This window comes from Rahnella sp. CFA14(1/10), from assembly GCF_004195095.1.
Lineage (GTDB): Bacteria > Pseudomonadota > Gammaproteobacteria > Enterobacterales > Enterobacteriaceae > Rahnella > Rahnella perminowiae.
This window is the reverse complement of record NZ_SEWS01000004.1, coordinates 264,789-285,769: the sequence shown is the minus strand read 5'-3', so window position 1 is coordinate 285,769 and position 20,981 is coordinate 264,789. Positions and strand designations below refer to the sequence as shown.

Annotated in this window: 14 protein-coding genes; 11 read left to right on the top strand and 3 right to left on the bottom strand. The window is 52.7% G+C overall.

The window, feature by feature from the left end:
- Positions 1-7: 7 nt before the first annotated feature.
- The 3 genes from cydC to trxB form a co-directional block, all read right to left on the bottom strand.
- Positions 8-1,729: a cysteine/glutathione ABC transporter ATP-binding protein/permease CydC gene (gene cydC / locus EVX52_RS10270; RefSeq protein WP_129991229.1), complete on the bottom strand. Its 1,722-nt coding sequence runs from the start codon at positions 1,727-1,729 to the stop codon at positions 8-10.
- A 2-nt stretch (positions 1,730-1,731) separates the two neighbouring features.
- On the bottom strand, positions 1,732-3,498 hold the full coding sequence (gene cydD, locus EVX52_RS10265) for a cysteine/glutathione ABC transporter permease/ATP-binding protein CydD (RefSeq protein ID WP_129952474.1): 1,767 nt from the start codon (positions 3,496-3,498) through the stop codon (positions 1,732-1,734).
- Positions 3,499-3,646: 148 nt separating this feature from the next.
- Positions 3,647-4,615 carry a thioredoxin-disulfide reductase gene (gene trxB, locus EVX52_RS10260; protein ID WP_120161190.1) on the bottom strand — a complete coding sequence of 323 codons (969 nt, stop codon included), beginning with the start codon at positions 4,613-4,615 and terminating at the stop codon, positions 3,647-3,649.
- A 733-nt stretch (positions 4,616-5,348) separates the two neighbouring features.
- Between trxB and lrp the strand changes: the two genes are divergently transcribed.
- The 11 genes from lrp to napF all read left to right on the top strand — a co-directional run bounded on the left by lrp (position 5,349) and on the right by napF (position 20,915).
- Entirely contained in the window at positions 5,349-5,843 is a 495-nt protein-coding gene (gene lrp / locus EVX52_RS10255; RefSeq protein WP_013574775.1) for a leucine-responsive transcriptional regulator Lrp, read from the top strand.
- A gap of 120 nt (positions 5,844-5,963) precedes the next feature.
- A complete protein-coding gene (locus EVX52_RS10250; protein ID WP_129991228.1) occupies positions 5,964-9,440 on the top strand; it encodes a DNA translocase FtsK 4TM domain-containing protein in 3,477 nt (1,158 codons plus the stop codon).
- 196 nt (positions 9,441-9,636) lie between these two features.
- Positions 9,637-10,248, top strand: coding sequence for an outer membrane lipoprotein chaperone LolA (gene lolA, locus EVX52_RS10245; RefSeq protein ID WP_129952476.1), 612 nt, complete (start codon positions 9,637-9,639; stop codon positions 10,246-10,248).
- Between the two features lie 7 nt (positions 10,249-10,255).
- Entirely contained in the window at positions 10,256-11,599 is a 1,344-nt protein-coding gene (locus EVX52_RS10240; protein WP_129952477.1) for a replication-associated recombination protein A, read from the top strand.
- Between the two features lie 107 nt (positions 11,600-11,706).
- On the top strand, positions 11,707-12,999 hold the full coding sequence (gene serS, locus EVX52_RS10235; protein ID WP_015696611.1) for a serine--tRNA ligase: 1,293 nt from the start codon (positions 11,707-11,709) through the stop codon (positions 12,997-12,999).
- Between the two features lie 199 nt (positions 13,000-13,198).
- The gene (gene ynfE / locus EVX52_RS10230) at positions 13,199-15,646 is read left to right on the top strand and encodes a selenate/tellurate reductase subunit YnfE (RefSeq protein WP_129952478.1); all 2,448 of its coding nucleotides are present in this window, start codon (positions 13,199-13,201) and stop codon (positions 15,644-15,646) included.
- 82 nt (positions 15,647-15,728) lie between these two features.
- Entirely contained in the window at positions 15,729-18,176 is a 2,448-nt protein-coding gene (gene dmsA, locus EVX52_RS10225) for a dimethylsulfoxide reductase subunit A (protein ID WP_129952479.1), read from the top strand.
- A gap of 11 nt (positions 18,177-18,187) precedes the next feature.
- Positions 18,188-18,805 (top strand): DMSO/selenate family reductase complex B subunit, encoded by a 618-nt coding sequence (locus EVX52_RS10220; RefSeq protein ID WP_129952480.1) that lies wholly within the window; start codon positions 18,188-18,190, stop codon positions 18,803-18,805.
- Between the two features lies 1 nt (position 18,806).
- On the top strand, positions 18,807-19,664 hold the full coding sequence (locus EVX52_RS10215) for a dimethyl sulfoxide reductase anchor subunit family protein (RefSeq protein ID WP_129991227.1): 858 nt from the start codon (positions 18,807-18,809) through the stop codon (positions 19,662-19,664).
- A gap of 70 nt (positions 19,665-19,734) precedes the next feature.
- Positions 19,735-20,343: a Tat proofreading chaperone DmsD gene (gene dmsD / locus EVX52_RS10210; RefSeq protein ID WP_129991226.1), complete on the top strand. Its 609-nt coding sequence runs from the start codon at positions 19,735-19,737 to the stop codon at positions 20,341-20,343.
- Positions 20,343-20,915: a ferredoxin-type protein NapF gene (gene napF / locus EVX52_RS10205; protein ID WP_129991225.1), complete on the top strand. Its 573-nt coding sequence runs from the start codon at positions 20,343-20,345 to the stop codon at positions 20,913-20,915. The genes dmsD and napF overlap by 1 nt, the downstream gene beginning before the upstream one ends.
- Positions 20,916-20,981 lie beyond the last annotated feature (66 nt).

Here is a 20,981-nt window from a genome sequence, read left to right as displayed (position 1 = left end):
AACCACCTCAGGCGCGGGCGAGGAATCTGGCATAACGACTTTGTGCCGCGGCTAACGTCTGGTGATCACCTTGTTCAACAATCTGCCCCTCTTCCATGACGCATATCCTGTCGAGGGCTTCCAGACCGTGTAAACGGTGCGTCACTAAGAGTAGCGTCTTATTCTGACAATGTTTATGCAGCAGAGCCAAAATATGCTGTTCTGTTTCTGCATCCAGCCCTTCCGTCGGTTCATCCAGCAACCAGAGGGGTGCATTATGCAATAACGCACGGGCCAGTCCGATCCGGCGCTGTTCGCCGCCGGAAAGCTGACGTCCGCCTTCACCGAGCCAGGCATTCAGACCTTCGTTTTCTAAAAGTTTATGTAAATCAACCTGTCTCAACGCTTCTGCAAGCTGTTCATCGGTGCTTTGCGGTGAGGCCATGCGCAGGTTTTCACGCAGCGTGGTATTAAATACATGCGCACGCTGGCTGACCACCGTGATCATTGTGCGCAGCGTGGCTTCGTCGTAGCCCTCAATGGCATGACCGTTGATTTCCAGTGACCCGCTGCTGATATCCCAGCCGCGGGTCAGCAATTGCAGCAGGGTGGATTTACCACAACCGGTCTGGCCGAGCAGGGCGATATGCTCACCGGCGCGGATATTCAGCGTAATATTTTGGAGAACCGGCAAAGGCTGGCCAGGATAAGTGAAATTCACCTTTTTCAGCGACAGGCTGATCTGTTCACCAGCCAGCGGGCCTTGTGACGGGAAGGTCACATCGGCGGGTTGATCAATGATCTGGCTGACGCGCTGGGCGGAGGCGATGACCTGCCCAAGATGCTGGAATGCGGCGGCTACAGGTCCCAGCGCTTCGAATGCTGCCAGCGGGGTGAAGACAAACAGTGCAATCAGCGCGCCCGGTTGCGGAAATTCACTGATGCCTCCTGCCGCCAGCCACAGCATCAGTGTGACAGTCAGACCGGCCGCCGCAATCACCATAGCCTGCGATAAACCGGTAAGTTTTGCCTGCTGTTGCTGGCGCAACATCCATCGCTGTTCGATATCATTGAGTTGCTGGCGGAAACGTGGCTGAGCGCCGAAAACCACCAGTTCAGACTGCCCCTGTAACCACGAAGCCAGTTGCATCCGGTAGTCACTGCGCAGCGCCGTCAGCTCGCGGCCTGCGGGTTTTCCTGCACGATAGAAAATCACCGGCAGGATCAGCATCAGCACCAGCATAATCCCACCCAGCGTCAGCGCCAGCTTCAGGTCAAGGAAACTCAGGCCCGCTGTCACAAGGATGATGACAACCAGTGCACTTACCAGCGGAGATATTACCCGAAGGTATAAGTGATCGAGCGTATCGACATCAGCGACCAGACGGTTGAGCAGATCTGCCTGACGGAAATGCGCAATGCCGCCCGGCGACAACGGCATGATTTTTGTGAAAGTAAACACCCGCAAATGCGCCAGCACACGGAAGGTTGCGTCATGACTGACCAGACGTTCGGCGTAGCGACCTGCGGTACGAAATATGGCGGCACCCCGTACACCGGCGGCGGGAAGCATGTAGTTGAAGCTGTATAAACCGGCGATACCGGCCACCGCAGAGGCCGCCAGGAACCAGCCGGAAAGCGTCAGCAGGCCGATGCTCGCCAGTAAGGTGACGATAGCCAGAATGACGCCCAGTGACAAACGGAACCCGTGGCGGCGGTACAGGGCGAGATAAGGCAGAAGAGTTTTCATGATTACAGCTCCTTATTCCGCCGGGAAAGCAGACGGGCGAATAAACCGTTCTGAGCCACCAGTTGCGCGAAGGTGCCGCGCTCAGCGATCAGGCCTTTATCCATCACCCAGATTTCATCGTAGTCACGCGTATCTTCCAGTTGATGTGTGACCAGCAGGGAGGTTTGTGCTTTTGACGCGTCGTTCAGCGCATTCATCACACGCTTTTCGCTGTGCGCGTCAAGACTGGCCGTGGGTTCATCGAGCAGCAGCAAACGGCACGGACAGAGCAGGGCGCGGGCAACGGCGACACGCTGAGCCTGGCCGATGGATAACCGCGCCGCGCTGTCGCCCAGTTCGGTTTCCAGCCCCTGTGGTAAGAGCGGCAGGAATTCGTTCACATAGGCACGGTCGATGGCGGACTGAAGCTGCTCGTGGCTGACATCCGGCTGACTGAGGAGGATATTGGCGCGCAGGGTAAGTTCCGGCAGGTGCGGATTCTGGCCGACCCAGCTTAGCTGTTTACGCCATTCTTCTTTACGTAATGATTGCAATTCAATGCCGCTGACGGTAACGGAACCCTGATAGGGCAGGAAGCCCAGCAAGGCGTTGAGCAACGAACTTTTACCTGCACCGCTCAGGCCGACGATCGCGATACGCTGCCCGGTTTGAACATTAAATGTTAACGGGCCGGCCAGCGTTTTACCTTGCGGCGACTGAATAATGACGTCGCGGGCTTCCAGTGACACTGCCTGTCCGGCTGGCCAGTGTTGCTCGCCGTCCCCCATATCAGCACTTTCTGCGCTGAGGAAGGTGACGAGACTTTCGGCAGCCCCCACCGCCTGCGCTTTGGCGTGATAAAACGCGCCCAGATCACGCAGAGGCTGGAAAAATTCAGGGGCGAGTATCAGCACCAGGAAACCGGCGAACAGGGTAACAGGGGTACCGTAGCTGCCGAAATTGAGCTCACCGAGATAGGAGAAACCGAAGTAAACCGCGACAACTGCGATGGAAATAGACGCGAAGAATTCCAGCACAGCGGAGGATAAAAAGGCCAGGCGCAGGACGTCCATCGTGCGGGCACGAAAGTTTTCAGTTGAACGTTTGATCTGATCGATTTCCGCTGTGCCGCGATGGAAAAGACGAAGCGTATCGAGGCCGCGCAGGCTGTCTAAAAAGTTCCCGCTCAGACGTGCCAGCGCCACAAAGTTACGTCGGTTCGCCTCCGCTGCACCCATCCCGACCAGTGCCATAAACAGCGGAATAAGCGGGGCGGTCACCAGCAGTATCAGCCCGGCAGCCCAGTTAACCGGGAAGACGCTGACCAAAATAAGCAGAGGGATGATACCTGCCAGGGCAATCTGCGGCAGGTAGCGGGAATAGTAATCCTGCATATCTTCGATTTGCTCAAGAATGATGCTGGCCCAGCTGCCCGCCGGTTTTCCATGGATCCAGGCAGGACCGAGTTTTTCCAGACGGTCGAGTACTCGCTTGCGCATTTCCTGACGTATCACCCGTCCGCAAATAAAACCCACCTGTTCACGCAGCCAGGTGACGACAGCGCGCAGAACAAACGTCAGCGCCATTAACAGGAAACTTTGCAGCAAGGCATCTCGCGGGGTGTGCTCAATGATCAGGCTGTGCAGTAATCCGGCCATCAGCCACGCCTGCGCGAGGATCAGCAAACCGGAAAGTAAACCCAGCATCATAGACAGACGTATCCAGCCTTTGGCGCGTGAGCTTTGTTGTTTTAACCAGCGGATAAGTTCTTGTTGTCGTGTTTTATTCATCAGGCATCAGTCTGTGCAGCAATCCGGATGGGAGGGCGCTCATGTTACATGCTTGGCTCAACACTGAAAACAATAAGGCGGCAATTAAGCCGCCTTATTCGTTACTCTTTGTGTGGACTCTTCGTCCGATAACTCGCCGCAGGCGTAATTATAAATCTGGTGCCTGGGATAAACCGTCCAGATAGCGTTCTGCATCCAGTGCGGCCATACAACCGGTTCCGGCGGAAGTGATCGCCTGGCGATAGATGTGGTCCATCACGTCACCCGCGGCGAAGACGCCCGGAATGCTGGTCTGGGTGGCATTGCCATGCGAGCCGGACTGCACTTTGATGTAGCCATCTTTCAGTTCCAGCTGGCCTTCAAAAATACCGGTATTCGGGCTGTGGCCGATAGCGATGAACACGCCTGCCACATCCACTTGCGATTTCTCGTCAGTGCGTACATCAAGCAGGCTCGCGCCCGTTACACCCATCTGATCGCCAACCACTTCATTGAGGGTCTTGTGGGTATGCAGAACGATATTACCGCTGGCCACTTTGTCATTGAGGCGGTCTACCAGAATTTTTTCTGCACGGAAGCTGTCACGACGGTGAATCAGATGCACTTCAGAGGCAATGTTTGCCAGATAAAGGGCTTCTTCGACAGCGGTATTGCCGCCGCCGACAACCGCGACTTTCTGGTTGCGGTAGAAAAACCCGTCACAGGTTGCACAGGCTGAGACGCCGCGACCTTTGAACGCTTCTTCGGAAGGCAGGCCGATATAACGTGCCGAGGCGCCGGTAGCGATAATCAGCGCGTCACAGGTGTATTCGCCACTGTCACCGGTCAGACGGAACGGACGATTCTGCAAATCGACTTTATTGATGTGGTCGAAAATGATCTCAGTATTAAATTTGGTGGCATGCTCGTGCATACGTTCCATTAAGCCCGGACCGGTCAGACCTTCCGGATCACCCGGCCAGTTTTCCACTTCGGTGGTGGTAGTCAGCTGCCCACCTTTTTCCACCCCGGTAATTAATACCGGATTGAGGTTTGCACGCGCGGCATAAACCGCTGCGGTATAACCCGCCGGACCGGAGCCCAAAATCAATAATTTACTGTGTTTAACCGTACTCATGCGTAATTCATCTCCGCGATGGCGACAAGCGATAAACCGATTGTAGGGAAAACGGCGCAGTAAAAAAAGTAAACTCAGATGTTGTTAACGATTTGTCTGATAGTTTTTATTGTGCAACCCGCGTAAAAAGAGTTTCGTCAATATCGATGAAGCAGGTAACTGTTTGATGGATAGGATGAAAAACAACCATTCTGACGACCATACGTGATGAACGTTGCTCATCAAAACGTGTTAATTCGGGCATAATTCAGGACGCTTTGTAGGGATTTTGCAGAAATAACGCGTGAGATGCGTTGTTATTGTTCAAAGAGAAAAGATAGCTAAAAAGGGGGTACCAGCTTTTCAATCTGGCACGTTCTTCTGATTTTGCTTCTTTTACTTTGACAATCCGCTGTGCATTTGCGAAAACATCAGGGGAAGGAGAAATTAACTGCCTGTCTGTGACTTGAATTTATGCCATTGGCTGCTACCGGACCTGTTCCGGTCTTGTTTTTTGGCTTTTCGGTTGCAGCAGGGATGAGTGAATCAGGTTGTTTGTTGACAACCTATTAATTTCGCAGGGTTATTTCTTTTGAGTATCCGCTTTACGGCCGTGTTCCTTTTGACAGGGGATCAACGCGGCTTTTGGATGCGTAAACCTTAATCATCGGGTCTTCGCTTGGGACAACCCTTAGACATTGAAGTTGGCTGGGGTATGGCAGGTGCAGGGAAGGACAGCAGAGAGACAATAATAATGGTAGACAATAAAAAGCGTCCGGGAAAAGATCTCGACCGTATTGACCGTAACATCCTCAATGAATTGCAGAAGGATGGCCGGATTTCAAACGTCGAGCTTTCCAAACGTGTGGGATTATCTCCAACTCCATGTCTGGAGCGCGTTCGTCGTCTGGAACGTCAGGGCTTCATCAATGGTTATACTGCATTGCTCAACCCGCATTATCTGGATGCCTCGTTGCTGGTATTTGTTGAAATTACCCTCAATCGCGGCGCGCCGGATGTGTTTGAGCAGTTCAATGCGGCAGTGCAAAAACTCGAAGATATTCAGGAGTGTCATCTGGTTTCAGGGGATTTCGACTATTTGTTGAAAACCCGCGTACCTGATATGTCTGCTTACCGTAAGCTCTTAGGTGAGACTTTACTTCGTCTGCCTGGTGTTAACGACACCCGCACCTACGTGGTGATGGAAGAAGTGAAGCAGACAAATCGCCTGGTCATTAAGACCCGGTAATTGTTCTGGTGCAAAACCTTGTCATTTTAGCTACACTCCTGTGTATCTATACAGCTATGGCGCCGGGGAGTCTCGGCGCTGTTGCTTTTTCTCAGTTCACAGGAACCTGGAGAGCCTTTCTTGAGCCAGGAATATACAGAAGATAAAGAAGTTACCCTAAAAAAACTGAGCAATGGCCGCCGTCTGCTGGAGGCTTTGCTGGTTGTGGTGGCGATTTTTGCTGCTTATTTAATGGCAGCATTGGTGAGTTTTAACCCCTCAGATCCCAGTTGGTCTCAGACCGCCTGGCATGGGCCAATTCATAACTGGGGTGGAGGTGTAGGTGCATGGATGGCCGACACGCTGTTCTTCATCTTTGGCGTATTTGGCTACGCGATACCCCCTATTATTCTGTGTCTCTGTTGGGCGGCTTTCCGTCAGCGGGATAGACAGGATTTCGTCGATTATTTTGCCCTTTCGCTGCGCCTTATTGGCACGCTGGCGCTCATTGTCACGTCTTGTGGTCTTGCGGCCGTCAATATTGATGACCTGTATTACTTCGCTTCCGGCGGTGTAATCGGCAGTTTGCTCAGTACCGCGATGACCCCGTACTTCAATAACGTGGGGGCGACCCTGGTTCTGCTGTGCGTCTGGGCTGCCGGTCTGACTTTATTTACCGGCTGGTCCTGGCTGACCATCGCTGAAAAGATCGGCGGCGCAGTGCTGGGTGTGACGAATATCGTGACCAACCGCTCCCGTCGCGATGAAGATTATGATTACGACGAGCATGACGATCCGCTACTGGAAGACGACGCAAAACCTGTCGCTAAAGTTGCGCCTGCCGTCGCTGCGGCAAGCGTTGTCACAGCATCGGCAGTTGCTGCTGAAGCCGATGAAGATGATGTGCTGTTTTCTGCACCTTCCGTGAATGAGCCTGCTGCTCAGGTGTCTTCGGTAGCCAGCCCGGCGGAAGCTGAACCTGCAGCGGTTGTGAGCCCGGCACCGGCAGCCGATCCTTATGCCGCTGAACCGCCGGTTGCTAATATTGCACCGCCGCCGGCACCGGCTGCAGCTACTCCGCCGTTATACAATTTCGAGATCCCGGAAGAAACACCGGTACCGCGCCATCCGCAACCCGTTCAGCAATCCCCTTCACCCGCGCCCGTTGAGCGCAGAGAGGACGATGGGCCGAGCCTGGGCAACTGGCAAACGGCAGTGGAACATTCCCGTTCTCCGTTTGATTTCAGTTCAGCGGTGCCTGATGCCGGTCAGGCAGCCAGCGTGGCGGCCACCGCAGCACTGGCGACTGGTCTTGCGCAGGCAGGACAGTCAGCGGCATCTTCTGTGGGTAACACCTTTATGCCGGCTTTCAGTGCGGTGAGCGATGAAAATCCGCAGGTGAAAAAAGGCTTTGGCCCTGAGTTACCACGTCCTAATCCGGTGCGTATACCTACGCGCCGTGAGCTGGCCTCATATGGCATTAAACTTCCTTCCCAGCGTATGGCAGAGCAGCAGGAACAGGCGCAGTCAGCGACGACGCAACGGGATGCCGAACAAAGCGTATGGCATAACGACTCTCTGGCGCAGGCTGACGAGGAAGCCATGCAGGAAGCAGCATTGCAGCAAGCCTTTGCGGCTCAGCAGCAAGCGCGTTATGGCGATGCAGAGCCTGCTGATGAACCGGATGCCGCCGCCTTGCAGGAGGCCGAATTACGCAATGCGTTTGCGGCGCGTGAGCAGGCCCGTTATGAGCAGGATGTCGAACCGCAAAGTGGTGTGCTTCAGCATCATCATTCACAAAGTCACCAGGCTGTATCACCCGCTGTTGCAGCGGATGATTTTGCCGCTGCGGCCATGAAGCTCAGCCAGCATGATGCCTTCAGTTTCTCGCCAATGGCTGATCTGATTGACGATACGCCTTCTGAGCCGCTGTTTACCTTGCCGGCACAAGCGGAAGAAGAACCGCAACCTGCTTTTGCGCAGCAACCTTATCAGCGCGCTGCGGCCTCTGAGCCCGTGCAGCATGCCCAGGAATATAAGGCTCCTCGTCAGTCTGCGCCATCGGTACAGCCGGATATGGACAGTTTGATCCACCCGTTCCTGATGCGTAATGAGCAGCCGCTGATTAAACCGACCACGCCGCTCCCATCGCTGGATTTGCTCACTTCGCCTCCGGCTGAAGCGGAGCCGGTGGATGAGTTCGCGCTGGAACAGATGGGCAATCTGATCGAAGCACGCCTGAATGATTACCGGATTAAAGCCGATGTCGTCGGGAAATTACCCGGGCCGGTGATCACCCGTTTTGAACTGGATCTGGCGCCGGGTGTTAAAGCCGCACGTATTTCCAACCTTTCGCGTGACCTTGCCCGCTCATTGTCAGCAGTTGCGGTGCGTGTTGTGGAAGTGATCCCAGGCAAACCGTATGTCGGCCTGGAGTTACCCAATAAAAAGCGCCAGACCGTCTATCTGCGTGAAGTGCTGGACTGTGCGAAATTTAAAGAAAGTACATCACCCCTGACGATTGTCCTGGGTAAAGATATTTCCGGTGAACCTGTTATCGCCGATCTGGCGAAAATGCCTCACTTGCTGGTTGCCGGTACGACCGGTTCCGGTAAGTCCGTCGGCGTTAATGCCATGATCCTGAGTATGTTGTACAAGTCCAAACCGGAAGATGTGCGCTTCATCATGATCGATCCGAAAATGCTCGAATTGTCAGTGTATGAAGGTATTCCGCATCTGCTGACCGAAGTCGTGACCGATATGAAAGATGCCGCCAATGCGCTGCGCTGGTGTGTCGGTGAAATGGAGCGTCGCTATAAACTGATGTCGGCGCTGGGTGTGCGTAACCTTGCCGGTTACAACGAGCGGGTACTGGAAGCGGAAGCAATGGGGCGTCCGATTCCTGATCCATTCTGGAAGCCCGGCGACGGAATGGCTGCGGAGCCTCCGTATCTGCAGAAAGAACCGTTTATCGTGGTGATGGTCGATGAGTTTGCCGACCTGATGATGACCGTCGGTAAAAAAGTGGAAGAGCTGATTGCGCGTCTTGCTCAGAAAGCCCGTGCGGCAGGTATTCACCTGGTTCTGGCGACGCAACGTCCTTCCGTTGACGTCATTACCGGTCTGATTAAAGCCAATATTCCGACCCGTATTGCTTTTACGGTGTCGAGTAAAATTGACTCTCGCACTATCCTGGATCAGGGCGGCGCAGAATCCCTGTTGGGGATGGGTGATATGCTGTATATGGCACCCAACTCCTCGATTCCGGTTCGTGTTCACGGGGCTTTTGTCCGTGACCAGGAAGTGCACGCGGTCGTGCAGGACTGGAAGGCGCGCGGTCGTCCAAAATACATCGAAAGCATTGTTTCCGGTGGCGATGATGGTGAAGGGGGCGGTTTAGGTCTGGACGGTGATGAAGAGCTTGATGCTCTGTTTGATCAGGCTGTTGCATTCGTTGTCGATAAACGTCGTGCGTCAATTTCCGGCGTTCAGCGTCAGTTCCGTATCGGTTATAACCGTGCGGCGCGAATTGTTGAGCAAATGGAAGCGCAGGGCATTGTCAGTACGCCGGGCCATAACGGTAACCGTGAAGTCCTGGCACCGCCGTCACACGAATAAAACTGTACCGATCTGCCTGTATTTTGTTAAGAAGGGTCGCGAATGCGACCCTTGTGCAAAGAAGCGTAAAACAACGTTTTTTCAGATGATTGAGCTACCTTCTGGGCGTCGCCTCGGATAGAGTTCGCACCATACGTCTTTTGCCTGTGTAAAAGGCATCGTCTGAAGTTTATGGATTTCTGAGGTAAGAATAAGAATGAAAAAATTGTTAATGGTAGGGTGTTTACTGACCGCATTTACCTCCGCTTCCGTATTAGCGGATGCCAGCAGTGACCTTAAATCCCGTCTGGGTAAACTTAATACTTTCCATGCCAGTTTTACACAGACGGTCACCAGCGATGATGGTGCAGCTGTTCAGCAGGGTGAAGGTCAGTTGTGGGTGAAACGTCCAAACCTGTTTAACTGGCATATGACCACGCCAGATGAAAGCATTTTAGTTTCTGATGGTAAAACCCTGTGGTTCTACAACCCGTTCGTTGAGCAGGTCACGGCGACCTGGCTGAAAAATGCTACAGGCAACACGCCGTTTATGCTGATCACGCGTAATGACAGCAGTGACTGGGCAAAATACAACGTGAAGCAGAAAGGCGATGATTTCGAATTAACGCCGAAAACGGCGACCGGTAATCTGAAACAATTCGCGATCAACGTGACCCCTTCAGGCACTATCAAAAGCTTCACTGCCGTTGAGCAGGACGGGCAGAAAAGTGCTTATACATTGAAAGGCGAGCAAAATGCGTCTGTTGATGATGCCAAGTTTAAATTTACTCCGCCGCAGGGTGTGACGGTGGACGACCAGCGTCAGTGAGGTTAGTTTGAGTAATCTGTCACTCGATTTTTCCCAAAACGAATTCCAGCCACTGGCCGCCAGGATGCGGCCAGTTACCCTTGCAGAATATATCGGACAGCAGCATCTGTTAGCGCCAGGCAAACCTTTGCCACGGGCGATTGAAGCAGGGCAATTGCATTCTATGATTCTATGGGGTCCGCCGGGCACCGGGAAAACAACGCTGGCAGAACTGATTGGCCGCTATGCAGACGCCGACGTCGAACGGATATCGGCGGTGACCTCCGGCGTCAAAGATATTCGTGAAGCGATTGAACGTGCCCGGCAGAATCGCGATGCCGGACGCCGTACCATTTTGTTTGTTGACGAAGTTCATCGCTTTAACAAAAGTCAGCAGGATGCATTCCTGCCGCACATTGAAGATGGCACCATCACGTTTATTGGTGCGACCACCGAAAACCCCTCTTTCGAACTCAATTCCGCATTGCTGTCTCGTGCCCGTGTGTATTTGCTGAAATCACTGACCTCCGAAGATATCGAGAAAGTGATTGATCAGGCATTGACGAATGCGGAGCGCGGTTACGCCAACGAGAAAATCCGTGTTCCGCCGGAAACCCGTCGTATGCTTTCGGAGCTGGTGAATGGCGATGCACGCCGTGCGCTGAACAGCATTGAAATGATGGCTGATATGGCGGAAATTGACGCCAAAGGTTACCGGACACTTACGCCGGAATTGCTCACTGAGATTGCCGGTGAACGCAGTGCGCGCTTTGATAATAAAGGCGATCGTTTTTACGATTTAATCTCTGCTTTGCATAAATCAGTACGGGGTTCTTCGCCTGATGCGGCGCTTTACTGGTACGCCCGCATCATCACCGCCGGTGGTGACCCGTTGTACGTGGCGCGACGTTTGCTGGCGATTGCGTCAGAAGATGTGGGTAATGCGGATCCGCGTGGCATGCAGGTGGCTCTCGCTGCCTGGGATTGTTTTACTCGTGTGGGTCCGGCTGAAGGTGAGCGTGCAATTGCGCAGGCTATCGTATATCTGGCCTGTGCTCCGAAAAGTAATGCGGTTTATACGGCGTTCAAATCAGCCATGCGTGATGCCCGGGAAATGGCAGATTTCGATGTACCGGAACACTTACGTAATGCACCGACGAAGCTGATGAAAGAAATGGGGCTGGGTGCCGAGTATCGTTATGCGCACGACGAACCGAATGCCTATGCTGCGGGCGAAGATTATTTCCCGCCTCAAATGGCCCGTACGCAGTATTATTACCCGACATCACGCGGCCTTGAAGGCAAGATCGGCGAAAAGCTGGCATGGCTTGCCGAACAAGATCAAAATAGCCCGACAAAACGCTACCGCTAATTTTATCGTTGCGGTAAGGTTATCCGTGATAACTCTTTGACACGCTGTCGTTTCAGTCAGTGTGCATCGTCAAATTAACATTCAATAACGACACGTACAGGATTAGCATGCTGGATCCCAATCTGCTGCGTAATGAGCTAGACGCAGTTGCAGAAAAACTCGCTCGCAGAGGTTTTAAACTCGATGTGGAAACGCTGCGTTCTCAGGAAGAACGCCGCAAAGTCTTGCAGGTAGAAACGGAAACTCTACAGGCTGAACGTAACTCCCGATCGAAATCTATCGGTCAGGCAAAAGCCCGTGGCGAAGACATCGAACCCCTGCGTCTGGAAGTGAATACGCTGGGTGAGAAGCTGGATGCCGCGAAAGCGGAACTGGATGCATTGCAAAATGATATCCGCGATATCGCTTCTGCTATTCCAAACATGCCTGATGACTCTGTGCCCGCCGGTAAAGATGAGAACGATAACCAGGAAGTCAGCCGCTGGGGTACGCCGCGTCAGTATGATTTCGCCGTGCGTGATCACGTATCGTTGGGCGAAATGGCAGGCGGTCTGGATTTTGCCGCGGCCGTAAAACTGACGGGTGCGCGTTTTGTGGTGATGAAAGGGCAAATCGCCCGTATGCATCGCGCGCTGTCGCAGTTCATGCTGGACTTACACACAGAACAACATGGTTATCTGGAAACGTATGTTCCGTATCTGGTCAATCAGGAAACGCTGTTTGGTACCGGTCAGCTGCCAAAATTTGGCGAAGATCTGTTCCATACCAAACCACTGAGTGAAGAAGCGGGCAGCAGCAATTATGCGCTGATCCCAACGGCAGAAGTGCCGCTGACTAACCTGACTCGTGATGAAATTCTTGAAGAAGAATCTCTGCCACTGAAGATGACGGCGCATACCCCTTGTTTCCGTTCAGAAGCCGGCTCTTATGGCCGTGATACCCGCGGGTTGATCCGTATGCACCAGTTCGACAAAGTTGAAATGGTGCAAATTGTGCGTCCTGAAGATTCAATGGATGCACTGGAAGAACTGACCGGTCATGCGGAAAAAGTGCTACAGTTGCTGAATTTGCCATACCGCAAAGTTCTCCTGTGTACCGGCGATATGGGCTTTGGCTCTTGCAAAACCTACGACCTGGAAGTTTGGCTGCCAGCGCAGGACACTTATCGTGAAATTTCCTCATGTTCAAACATGGGCGATTTCCAGGCCCGCCGTATGCAGGCGCGTTGCCGCAACAAAACTGACAAAAAACCACGTCTGGTTCATACACTGAACGGTTCTGGTCTGGCTGTGGGGCGTACACTGGTTGCGGTGTTGGAAAACTATCAACAAGCTGATGGCCGTATTGAAGTGCCGGAAGTATTACGTCCATACATGGGCGGTTTAGAATATATCGGTTAAGCCCGTGATATATGCATTAATATAGCGAAAAAGCGCCTAAGGGCGCTTTTTTTATGCATAAAAACGTGCGCTACGCTAAGAAATCCTCATTTCACCTGATCCAACCCCGGCTTTTTTGATAGCAGACAAGGTTTCATACCTCCTGCTGAGTAGTATCCATGCAGTCAGAGTGGGTATTGCCTCGTTACCGGAGTGGAATATGTCAGAAACCAAATCAGAAATTACCACGGTAAAGAGTGGTATCAGCCGGCGGAGGTTGATGAAGACATCAACACTGGCCGGGCTGGTCATTGCTGCGGGTGGCGTATCGTTGCCTTTTAGCCGTAAAGCACTGGCGCAAGCGACAGAGAAGCCAAAGCATGAAGATAAAGTGGTGTGGGGCGCCTGCTCGGTCAATTGTGGCAGCCGCTGTGCACTACGTTTGCACGTGCGCGATGATGAAGTTTACCAGGTTGAAACGGATAATACCGGGCAGGATATTTATGGCGATCATCAGGTACGCGCCTGCCTGCGCGGGCGTTCTATCCGTCGCAGGATAAACCATCCTGAGCGTCTGAATTACCCAATGAAGCGCGTCGGTAAGCGCGGTGAAGGTAAGTTCAAACGCATCAGCTGGGAAGAAGCCTTTGATGAAATTGCCGGTAATTTGCAGCGTATTGTTGCGAAATATGGCAATGAAGCCGTGTATATCAATTATACCTCCGGCGTGGTAGGCGGCAACATTACCCGTTCTTCTCCTTACGCCTCGCTGGTGGCGCGTCTGATGAATTGCTATGGTGGTTTTCTCAGTCATTACGGCACCTACAGTACCGCGCAAATCGCCTGCGCTATGCCATATACCTATGGTAGCAACGACGGCAACAGTACGTCAGATATTGAAAACAGTAAACTGGTCGTCCTTTTCGGTAATAATCCGGCGGAAACGCGCATGAGCGGCGGCGGGATTACGTACTATCTCGAACAGGCGCGCCAGCGTTCCAATGCCCGGATGATCGTGATCGACCCGCGTTATACCGATACCGCCGCAGGCCGGGAGGACGAATGGATCCCTATCCGGCCGGGAACGGATGCCGCACTGGTGGCAGGCCTTGCACATGTGCTGATCACTGAGGACAGGGTCGATCAAGACTTCCTTGATTCGTATTGCGTGGGCTACGACGAAAAAACCTTGCCTGCGGAGGCACCGGCTAACAGTCACTACAAAGCCTATATTCTCGGTCAGGGCGAAGATGCGACGGCAAAGACACCTGAATGGGCATCCCGTATTACCGGCATTCCTGTGGATCGCATCGTTAAACTGGCCCGGGAAATCGGACAAGCCAAACCTGCTTATATTTCTCAGGGCTGGGGCCCGCAGCGTCAGGCCAATGGTGAACTGACGTCCCGGGCTATCGCTATGCTGCCGATTCTGACCGGCAATGTCGGTATCAATGGTGGTAACAGCGGGGCGCGTGAGTCAACCTATACCATTACTATCGAAAGAATGCCGGTGCTGGAAAATCCGGTGAAAACACAGATTTCCTGTTTTAGCTGGACCGATGCCATTGCGCGCGGACCTAAAATGACTGCCAAAGCAGATGGCGTGCGCGGTAAAGACAAGCTGGATGTGCCGATCAAATTCATCTGGAACTATGCCGGTAACACCATCACCAACCAGCATTCCGATATCAATAAAACCCACGATATTCTGCAGGATGACTCGCAGTGCGAAATGATCGTTGTGCTGGAAAACTTCATGACGTCATCGGCGAAATACGCCGATATCCTGTTGCCGGATCTCATGACCGTCGAACAGGAAGACATTATTCCCAACGATTACGCCGGCAATATGGGATACCTGATTTTCATCCAGCCCGCGACCTCTGCCAAATTCGAGCGCAAAGGAATTTACGAGATGATGAGCGAAGTGGCGCGTCGTCTTGGTCCGGATGTTTACAACAAATTCACCGAAGGCCGCACCCAGCGGGAATGGTTGCAGTATCTGTACACCAAAATGCTGGCGAAAGACCCGGCGTTACCTGCGTATGAAGAATTGCGCGAAATGGGAATTTATAAACGTAAAGATCCGGCAGGGCATTTTGTGGCCTATAAAAAATTCCGTCAGGATCCTGTCGCTAATCCGCTGAAAACACCCTCAGGAAAGATCGAAATTTATTCCTCGGCACTGGCGAAAATTGCCAGCGAATGGGAGCTGCAAAAAGACGAAACAATCAGTCCGCTGCCGGTCTATGCCTCAACCTTTGAAGGTTGGGATGACCCGAAACGCAGCCAGTTCCCTCTACAGATGTTCGGTTTCCACTACAAAGCCCGCACCCATTCCACTTACGGCAATATCGACGTGCTGCAGGCGGCCTGCCGTCAGGAAGTGTGGATCAACCCGCTGGATGCCAAAACCCGTGGTATTGAGAACGGTGACAAAGTGAAAGTGTTTAATGACCGTGGCGAAGTGCGTGTGGCAGCCAAAGTTACGCCGCGGATCATGCCCGGCGTTGTTGCTATGGGGCAGGGCGCATGGCATCAGGCCAATATGAGTGGTGACCGTATTGACCATGGTGCCTGCATGAACACGCTGACGACCCAGCGCCCGTCCCCGCTGGCGAAAGGTAATCCTCAGCATACGAATTTGATTCAGATAGAAAAAGTCTAAAGAAGCCACGGCCCAGGAGCCAGGTTCAGTGACATGGTTGTTAAATTTTCGTCCTTAAGATAAGGGCGCAACGGAGTAAGCAATGTCGGATTCAAACAGCAAGAAAACGGGTTCAGGCGGAGGGATCAGCCGCCGTGATCTGGTTAAGGGAACTACGCTCGCCGGTATGGCAGCTGCCGTCGGGGGCATATCACTGCCATTTAAATCAATACGTGCTGAAACACGTCAGGATTCGGTTAAAACCGCAGATGAGAAAATTGTCTGGAGTGCATGCACCGTCAATTGTGAGAGCCGTTGCCCGCTGAGAATGCATGTTGTCGATGGGGTGATCCGTTATGTCGAAACGGATAACACGGGTGATGACAATTACGAAGGATTGCACCAGGTCAGGGCTTGTCTGCGCGGCCGCTCTATGCGGCGGCGGGTCTACAATCCTGATCGTCTCAAGTACCCAATGAAACGTGTAGGTAAGCGCGGCGAAGGTAAATTTAAGCGTATCAGCTGGGATGAAGCCTTAGACATGATTTCGGGTAGCCTGAAAGATGTTATTCAACGCTTTGGCAATGAAGCGGTTTATCTTAACTACGGTACCGGTACATTAGGCGGCACGATGACCCGTTCATGGCCACCGGGAAAAACGTTGATTGCCCGCCTCATGAACTGCTGCGGTGGTTATCTCAATCATTATGGTGATTATAGTTCTGCACAGATTGCTGCGGGTCTCAACTATACCTACGGTGGCTGGGCGGATGGTAACAGCCCGTCAGATATCGAAAACAGCAAGCTGGTGGTTTTCTTCGGTAATAACCCTGGTGAGACCCGTCTTAGCGGCGGAGGGGTGACGTACTATCTTGAGCAGGCGCGACTGAAATCTAATGCGCGCATGATCATTATTGATCCCCGTTATACCGACACTGGGGCCGGTCGTGAAGATGAATGGATACCGATTCGTCCGGGGACTGACGGCGCACTCGCCGCGGCGTTAGCGTATGTGATGATTACTGAAAATCTGGTCGATCAGCCGTTCCTGGACAAATATTGCGTTGGTTACGACGAGAAAACTTTGCCCGCAGGCGCACCCGCCAATGGGCATTACAAAGCGTACATTCTGGGCGGTAGCGAGGACGGTGTCGCCAAAACGCCTGCATGGGCGTCAAAAATCACCGGCATTGCTGTGGATAAAATTATCAAACTTGCCCGCGAAATAGGGCAGGCAAAACCAGCATTTATTGCGCAGGGCTGGGGGCCTCAACGCCACTCAAACGGCGAAATTGCAACCCGTGCGATTGCTATGTTAGCGCTCCTTTCAGGAAATGTGGGCATTAACGGCGGTAACTCAGGCGCAAATTCGGGTTCTTACAGTCTGCCATTTGTACGTATGCCGACGTTCGATAATCCGGTGACTACAAGCATTCCGTTTTTCCTTTGGACGGATGCGATCAAGCGTGGACCCGAACTGACGGCGGTGCGAGACGGTATTCGGGGTAAGGATAAGCTGGATGTTCCTATCAAGTTTATCTGGAATTATGCCGGTAATAGCTTGATCAATCAGCACTCTCAAATCAATCGCACTCATGACATTCTTCAGGATGATAAGCAGTGCGAGATGATTGTCGTCATAGATAACCATATGACCTCTTCGGCAAAATATGCCGATATCCTCCTGCCTGATTGTACGGCTTCCGAACAGATGGATTTCTGCCTGGATGCTGAGTGCGGCAACATGGCTTATGTAATTTTCGCCGACCAGGCTATTAAACCGCGCTTTGAATGCAAAACCATCTATGAGATGACTACAGAACTGGCTAAACGCATGGGGGTTGAACAGAAGTTTACTGAAGGGCGCAATCAGGAAGAATGGATGCGCCATTTGTATCAACAATCTGTGAAGGCTATTCCTGAACTTCCCGATTTTGACACTTTCCGCCAGCAGGGAATTTTCAAAAAGCGTGACCCGGAAGGACATCATGTTGCCTATAAGGCATTCCGTGAGGATCCTGAGGCTAATCCTCTGGAAACAGCTTCGGGAAAAATTGAGATCTATTCCGCCCCACTGGCTGAGATCGCCGCGAAATGGCAACTGGAAAAAGATGATGTCATTGATCCGTTGCCTGTTTATGCCGCCGGATTTGAAAATTACGATGACCCGATTGCGAGCCGCTTCCCGTTGCAACTGACAGGCTTCCATTTCAAAGGGCGTGCGCATTCCACCTACGGTAACGTCGACGTGCTTAAAGCGGCCTGCCGGCAGGAAATGTGGATCAACCCGATGGATGCTGCGCAGCGTGGCATCACCAACGGCGACATGATCCGTATTTTCAACGACCGTGGTGAAGTGCAGATCGCCGCCAAAGTGACCCCGCGCATGATGCCAGGCGTTGTGGCGCTCGGTGAAGGAGCGTGGTATTCCCCTGACAGCAAAAAAATTGACCGTGCGGGCAGCATCAACGTACTGACTTCTCAAAGACCTTCACCGCTGGCGAAAGGTAACCCCTCTCATACCAACCTTGTGCAAGTGGCTAAGGTTTAACGGAGTAAAACATGACAACTCAATATGGTTTTTATATTGACTCAAGCCGCTGCACAGGATGCAAAACCTGCGAACTGGCCTGTAAAGATTTCAAAAACTTAACGCCGGACGTCAGCTTCCGCCGCGTTTATGAATATGCCGGTGGCGACTGGCAGAAGGACGGCGACGGCTGGCATCAGAATGTCTTTGCGTATTATCTGTCGATTTCCTGCAACCACTGTGCGGATCCTGCCTGTACCAAAGTGTGTCCGAGTGGCGCGATGCATAAGCGTGAAGATGGGTTTGTGGTGGTGAACGAAGACGTTTGCATCGGTTGCCGTTACTGTCACATGGCATGTCCCTACGGTGCGCCACAGTACAACGAAGCCAAAGGTCACATGACCAAATGCGACGGCTGCTATGAGCGCATTGCGGAAGGCAAGAAACCGATTTGTGTGGAGTCCTGCCCGCTGCGTGCGCTGGATATGGCGCCAATTGAAGAACTGCGTGCGAAATACGGTGATCTGGCTGAAGTGGCCCCCTTGCCGGCTTCACATTTCACTCACCCAAATATCGTCATCAAACCCAATGCGAATTGCCGTCCTGTAGGCGATACAACGGGTTATCTGGCTAACCCGAAGGAGGTTTGAGATGGGAAACGGATGGCATGAATGGCCTTTAATGGTCTTTACGGTCCTGGGGCAATGTGTGGTTGGTGCGTTTATCGTGCTGGCTATTGCGCTTCTCACTCAACGCAGTAAAGAAGAGACCCGTCGGATACATCTTTCAATGTTCTTCCTGTGGGCGCTGATGGCGATCGCTTTTATCGCTTCGGTGCTGCATCTGGGATCGCCCCTGCGGGCATTCAATTCGCTTAACCGTCTGGGTGCGTCGCCGCTGAGCAATGAAATCGGTAGCGGATCATTCTTCTTTGCCTTAGGCGGAATTTACTGGCTGCTGGCGATGCTCAACAAGATGCCGCGCGCACTGGGTAAAATCTGGTTGATCGTCACCATGCTGGCGGGTATCGGTTTTGTTTACGCGATGTGCCGCGTTTATGAAATTGAGACCGTGCCGACCTGGGATAATGCGTATACCTTTTTCCATTTCGGGCTGACGGTGCTGATCGGTGGTCCGGTTCTGGGTTCTCTGCTGCTTCGTGGTGCGAATATCAATGGTTGCGGGTTGCGCCTGTTGCCTGTTATCAGTCTTGCTGCGCTGGTCGTGAGTATGGCAGTTGTCATGCTGCAAAGCGCAAGTCTGGCAGGCATCAGCAGTTCTGTTCAGGCTGCTGATGCCCTGATCCCGCAATACGGTTCGCTGTCAGTCTGGCGGCTGGTGCTGGTAATTCTCGGTCTCGGCTGTTGGTTCTGCCCGCTGATTATGCGCAAGCGTCCGGCACTGGCATCAATGATTCTGGCGTTCGTGCTGGTATTTGCCGGTGAGCTGATTGGTCGCGCCATATTCTATGGTTTGCATATGACCGTGGGAATGGCCGTCAGCGGCTAATGATCAGTAGTCCGATTTATCAGAGAACGCGTCGCTTGTGGTGGCGTGTTCTCTCTAATCAGAGTGAATTATGTCAGCAGAATCAATCAGTTTAACCGGTAAAATTTTAGGCGCCGTCTTATTTTATCCGCCAGATTCCCGAGAAGTTCAGCCTTTAATTGCATTACTGGAAAACAGCGAATGGGCACCCTTGTGGCCCTGTGCCAGTGAAGATGCCAAAGCGCAGGTCACTGAATATTTCAGCCAGATTGATCTGGCGAAGGAAAGTCTCGGGGACGCCTATCAGCGCCTGTTTGTAGGCCCTTACGCGCTCCCTGCGCCGCCGTGGGGCTCGGTCTATCTGGACAAAGAGTCCGTCGTGTTTGGCGATTCCACACTGGTGCTTCGGCAGTGGATGCGCGAAAACGGCATCGAACCGCACCTGACCCAGGCAGAACCAGAGGATCACATTGGTTTGCTATTGATGATGTCTGCCTGGCTGGCTGAAAACTCTCCGGCATTGTTGAATGAATTTTTAACAATGCATTTGCTGCCTTGGGCAGGTCGTTATCTGGAATTGTTGCGGCAGAAAGCCGAACATCCGTTTTACGTGGGTGTGGCCATACTGGCTGAATCCACGCTCTGTGGCTGGAAACAGCTGCAGGATCTGGAAGTAAAAGCCGCGGATTTGTATTTCTGATGAGCGATCCACGTGATGCTGGCTTTTACCGGGCCTGGATGAGCAGCAGAACTGTCAGCCGCCGTGGATTATTTCGCGGCCTGCTGTCAACGGGTAAGCAGGCCATTAAACAAGCACAACCCCCTTCAGCAAAGTTGCCGGTGCGCACAGTTGCCCGTCCGCCTCAGGCCGTTGCCGAACCGGCGTTTCTGCAGCAATGTGATGGATGCGGGCACTGCGTACAGGCATGTCCGGTCGGCATTATAAGCGTTCAGGAAAGGGTGGCCTCGCTGGCTATCGATTATGCCGAATGTGATTTTTGCGGGGCCTGCACGCAGGCTTGCGAAAGCGGCGCGCTGGATGAACGTGTCCCGATGGATATCAGTCTGCGTCCGGTAATTTCGGCTCAGTGCCTGGGGCGGTTAGATGATATGTGCAGGATGTGCGAAATTGCGTGTCCCCGCACGGCAATTTTTTTTAATCAACAAAATCAACCTGTGGTTGATGACAAGAAATGTAACGGGTGTGGTAAATGTAAACTCGTTTGTTATCATGGTGATATTGCATTGTCATTAAAGCATCATAATTCTTAATCTCAGGACTTGATTAACGATTTCAATCATCACTCTTCCGTTTGTGCTCAGGCTGGTTTTTGCCGG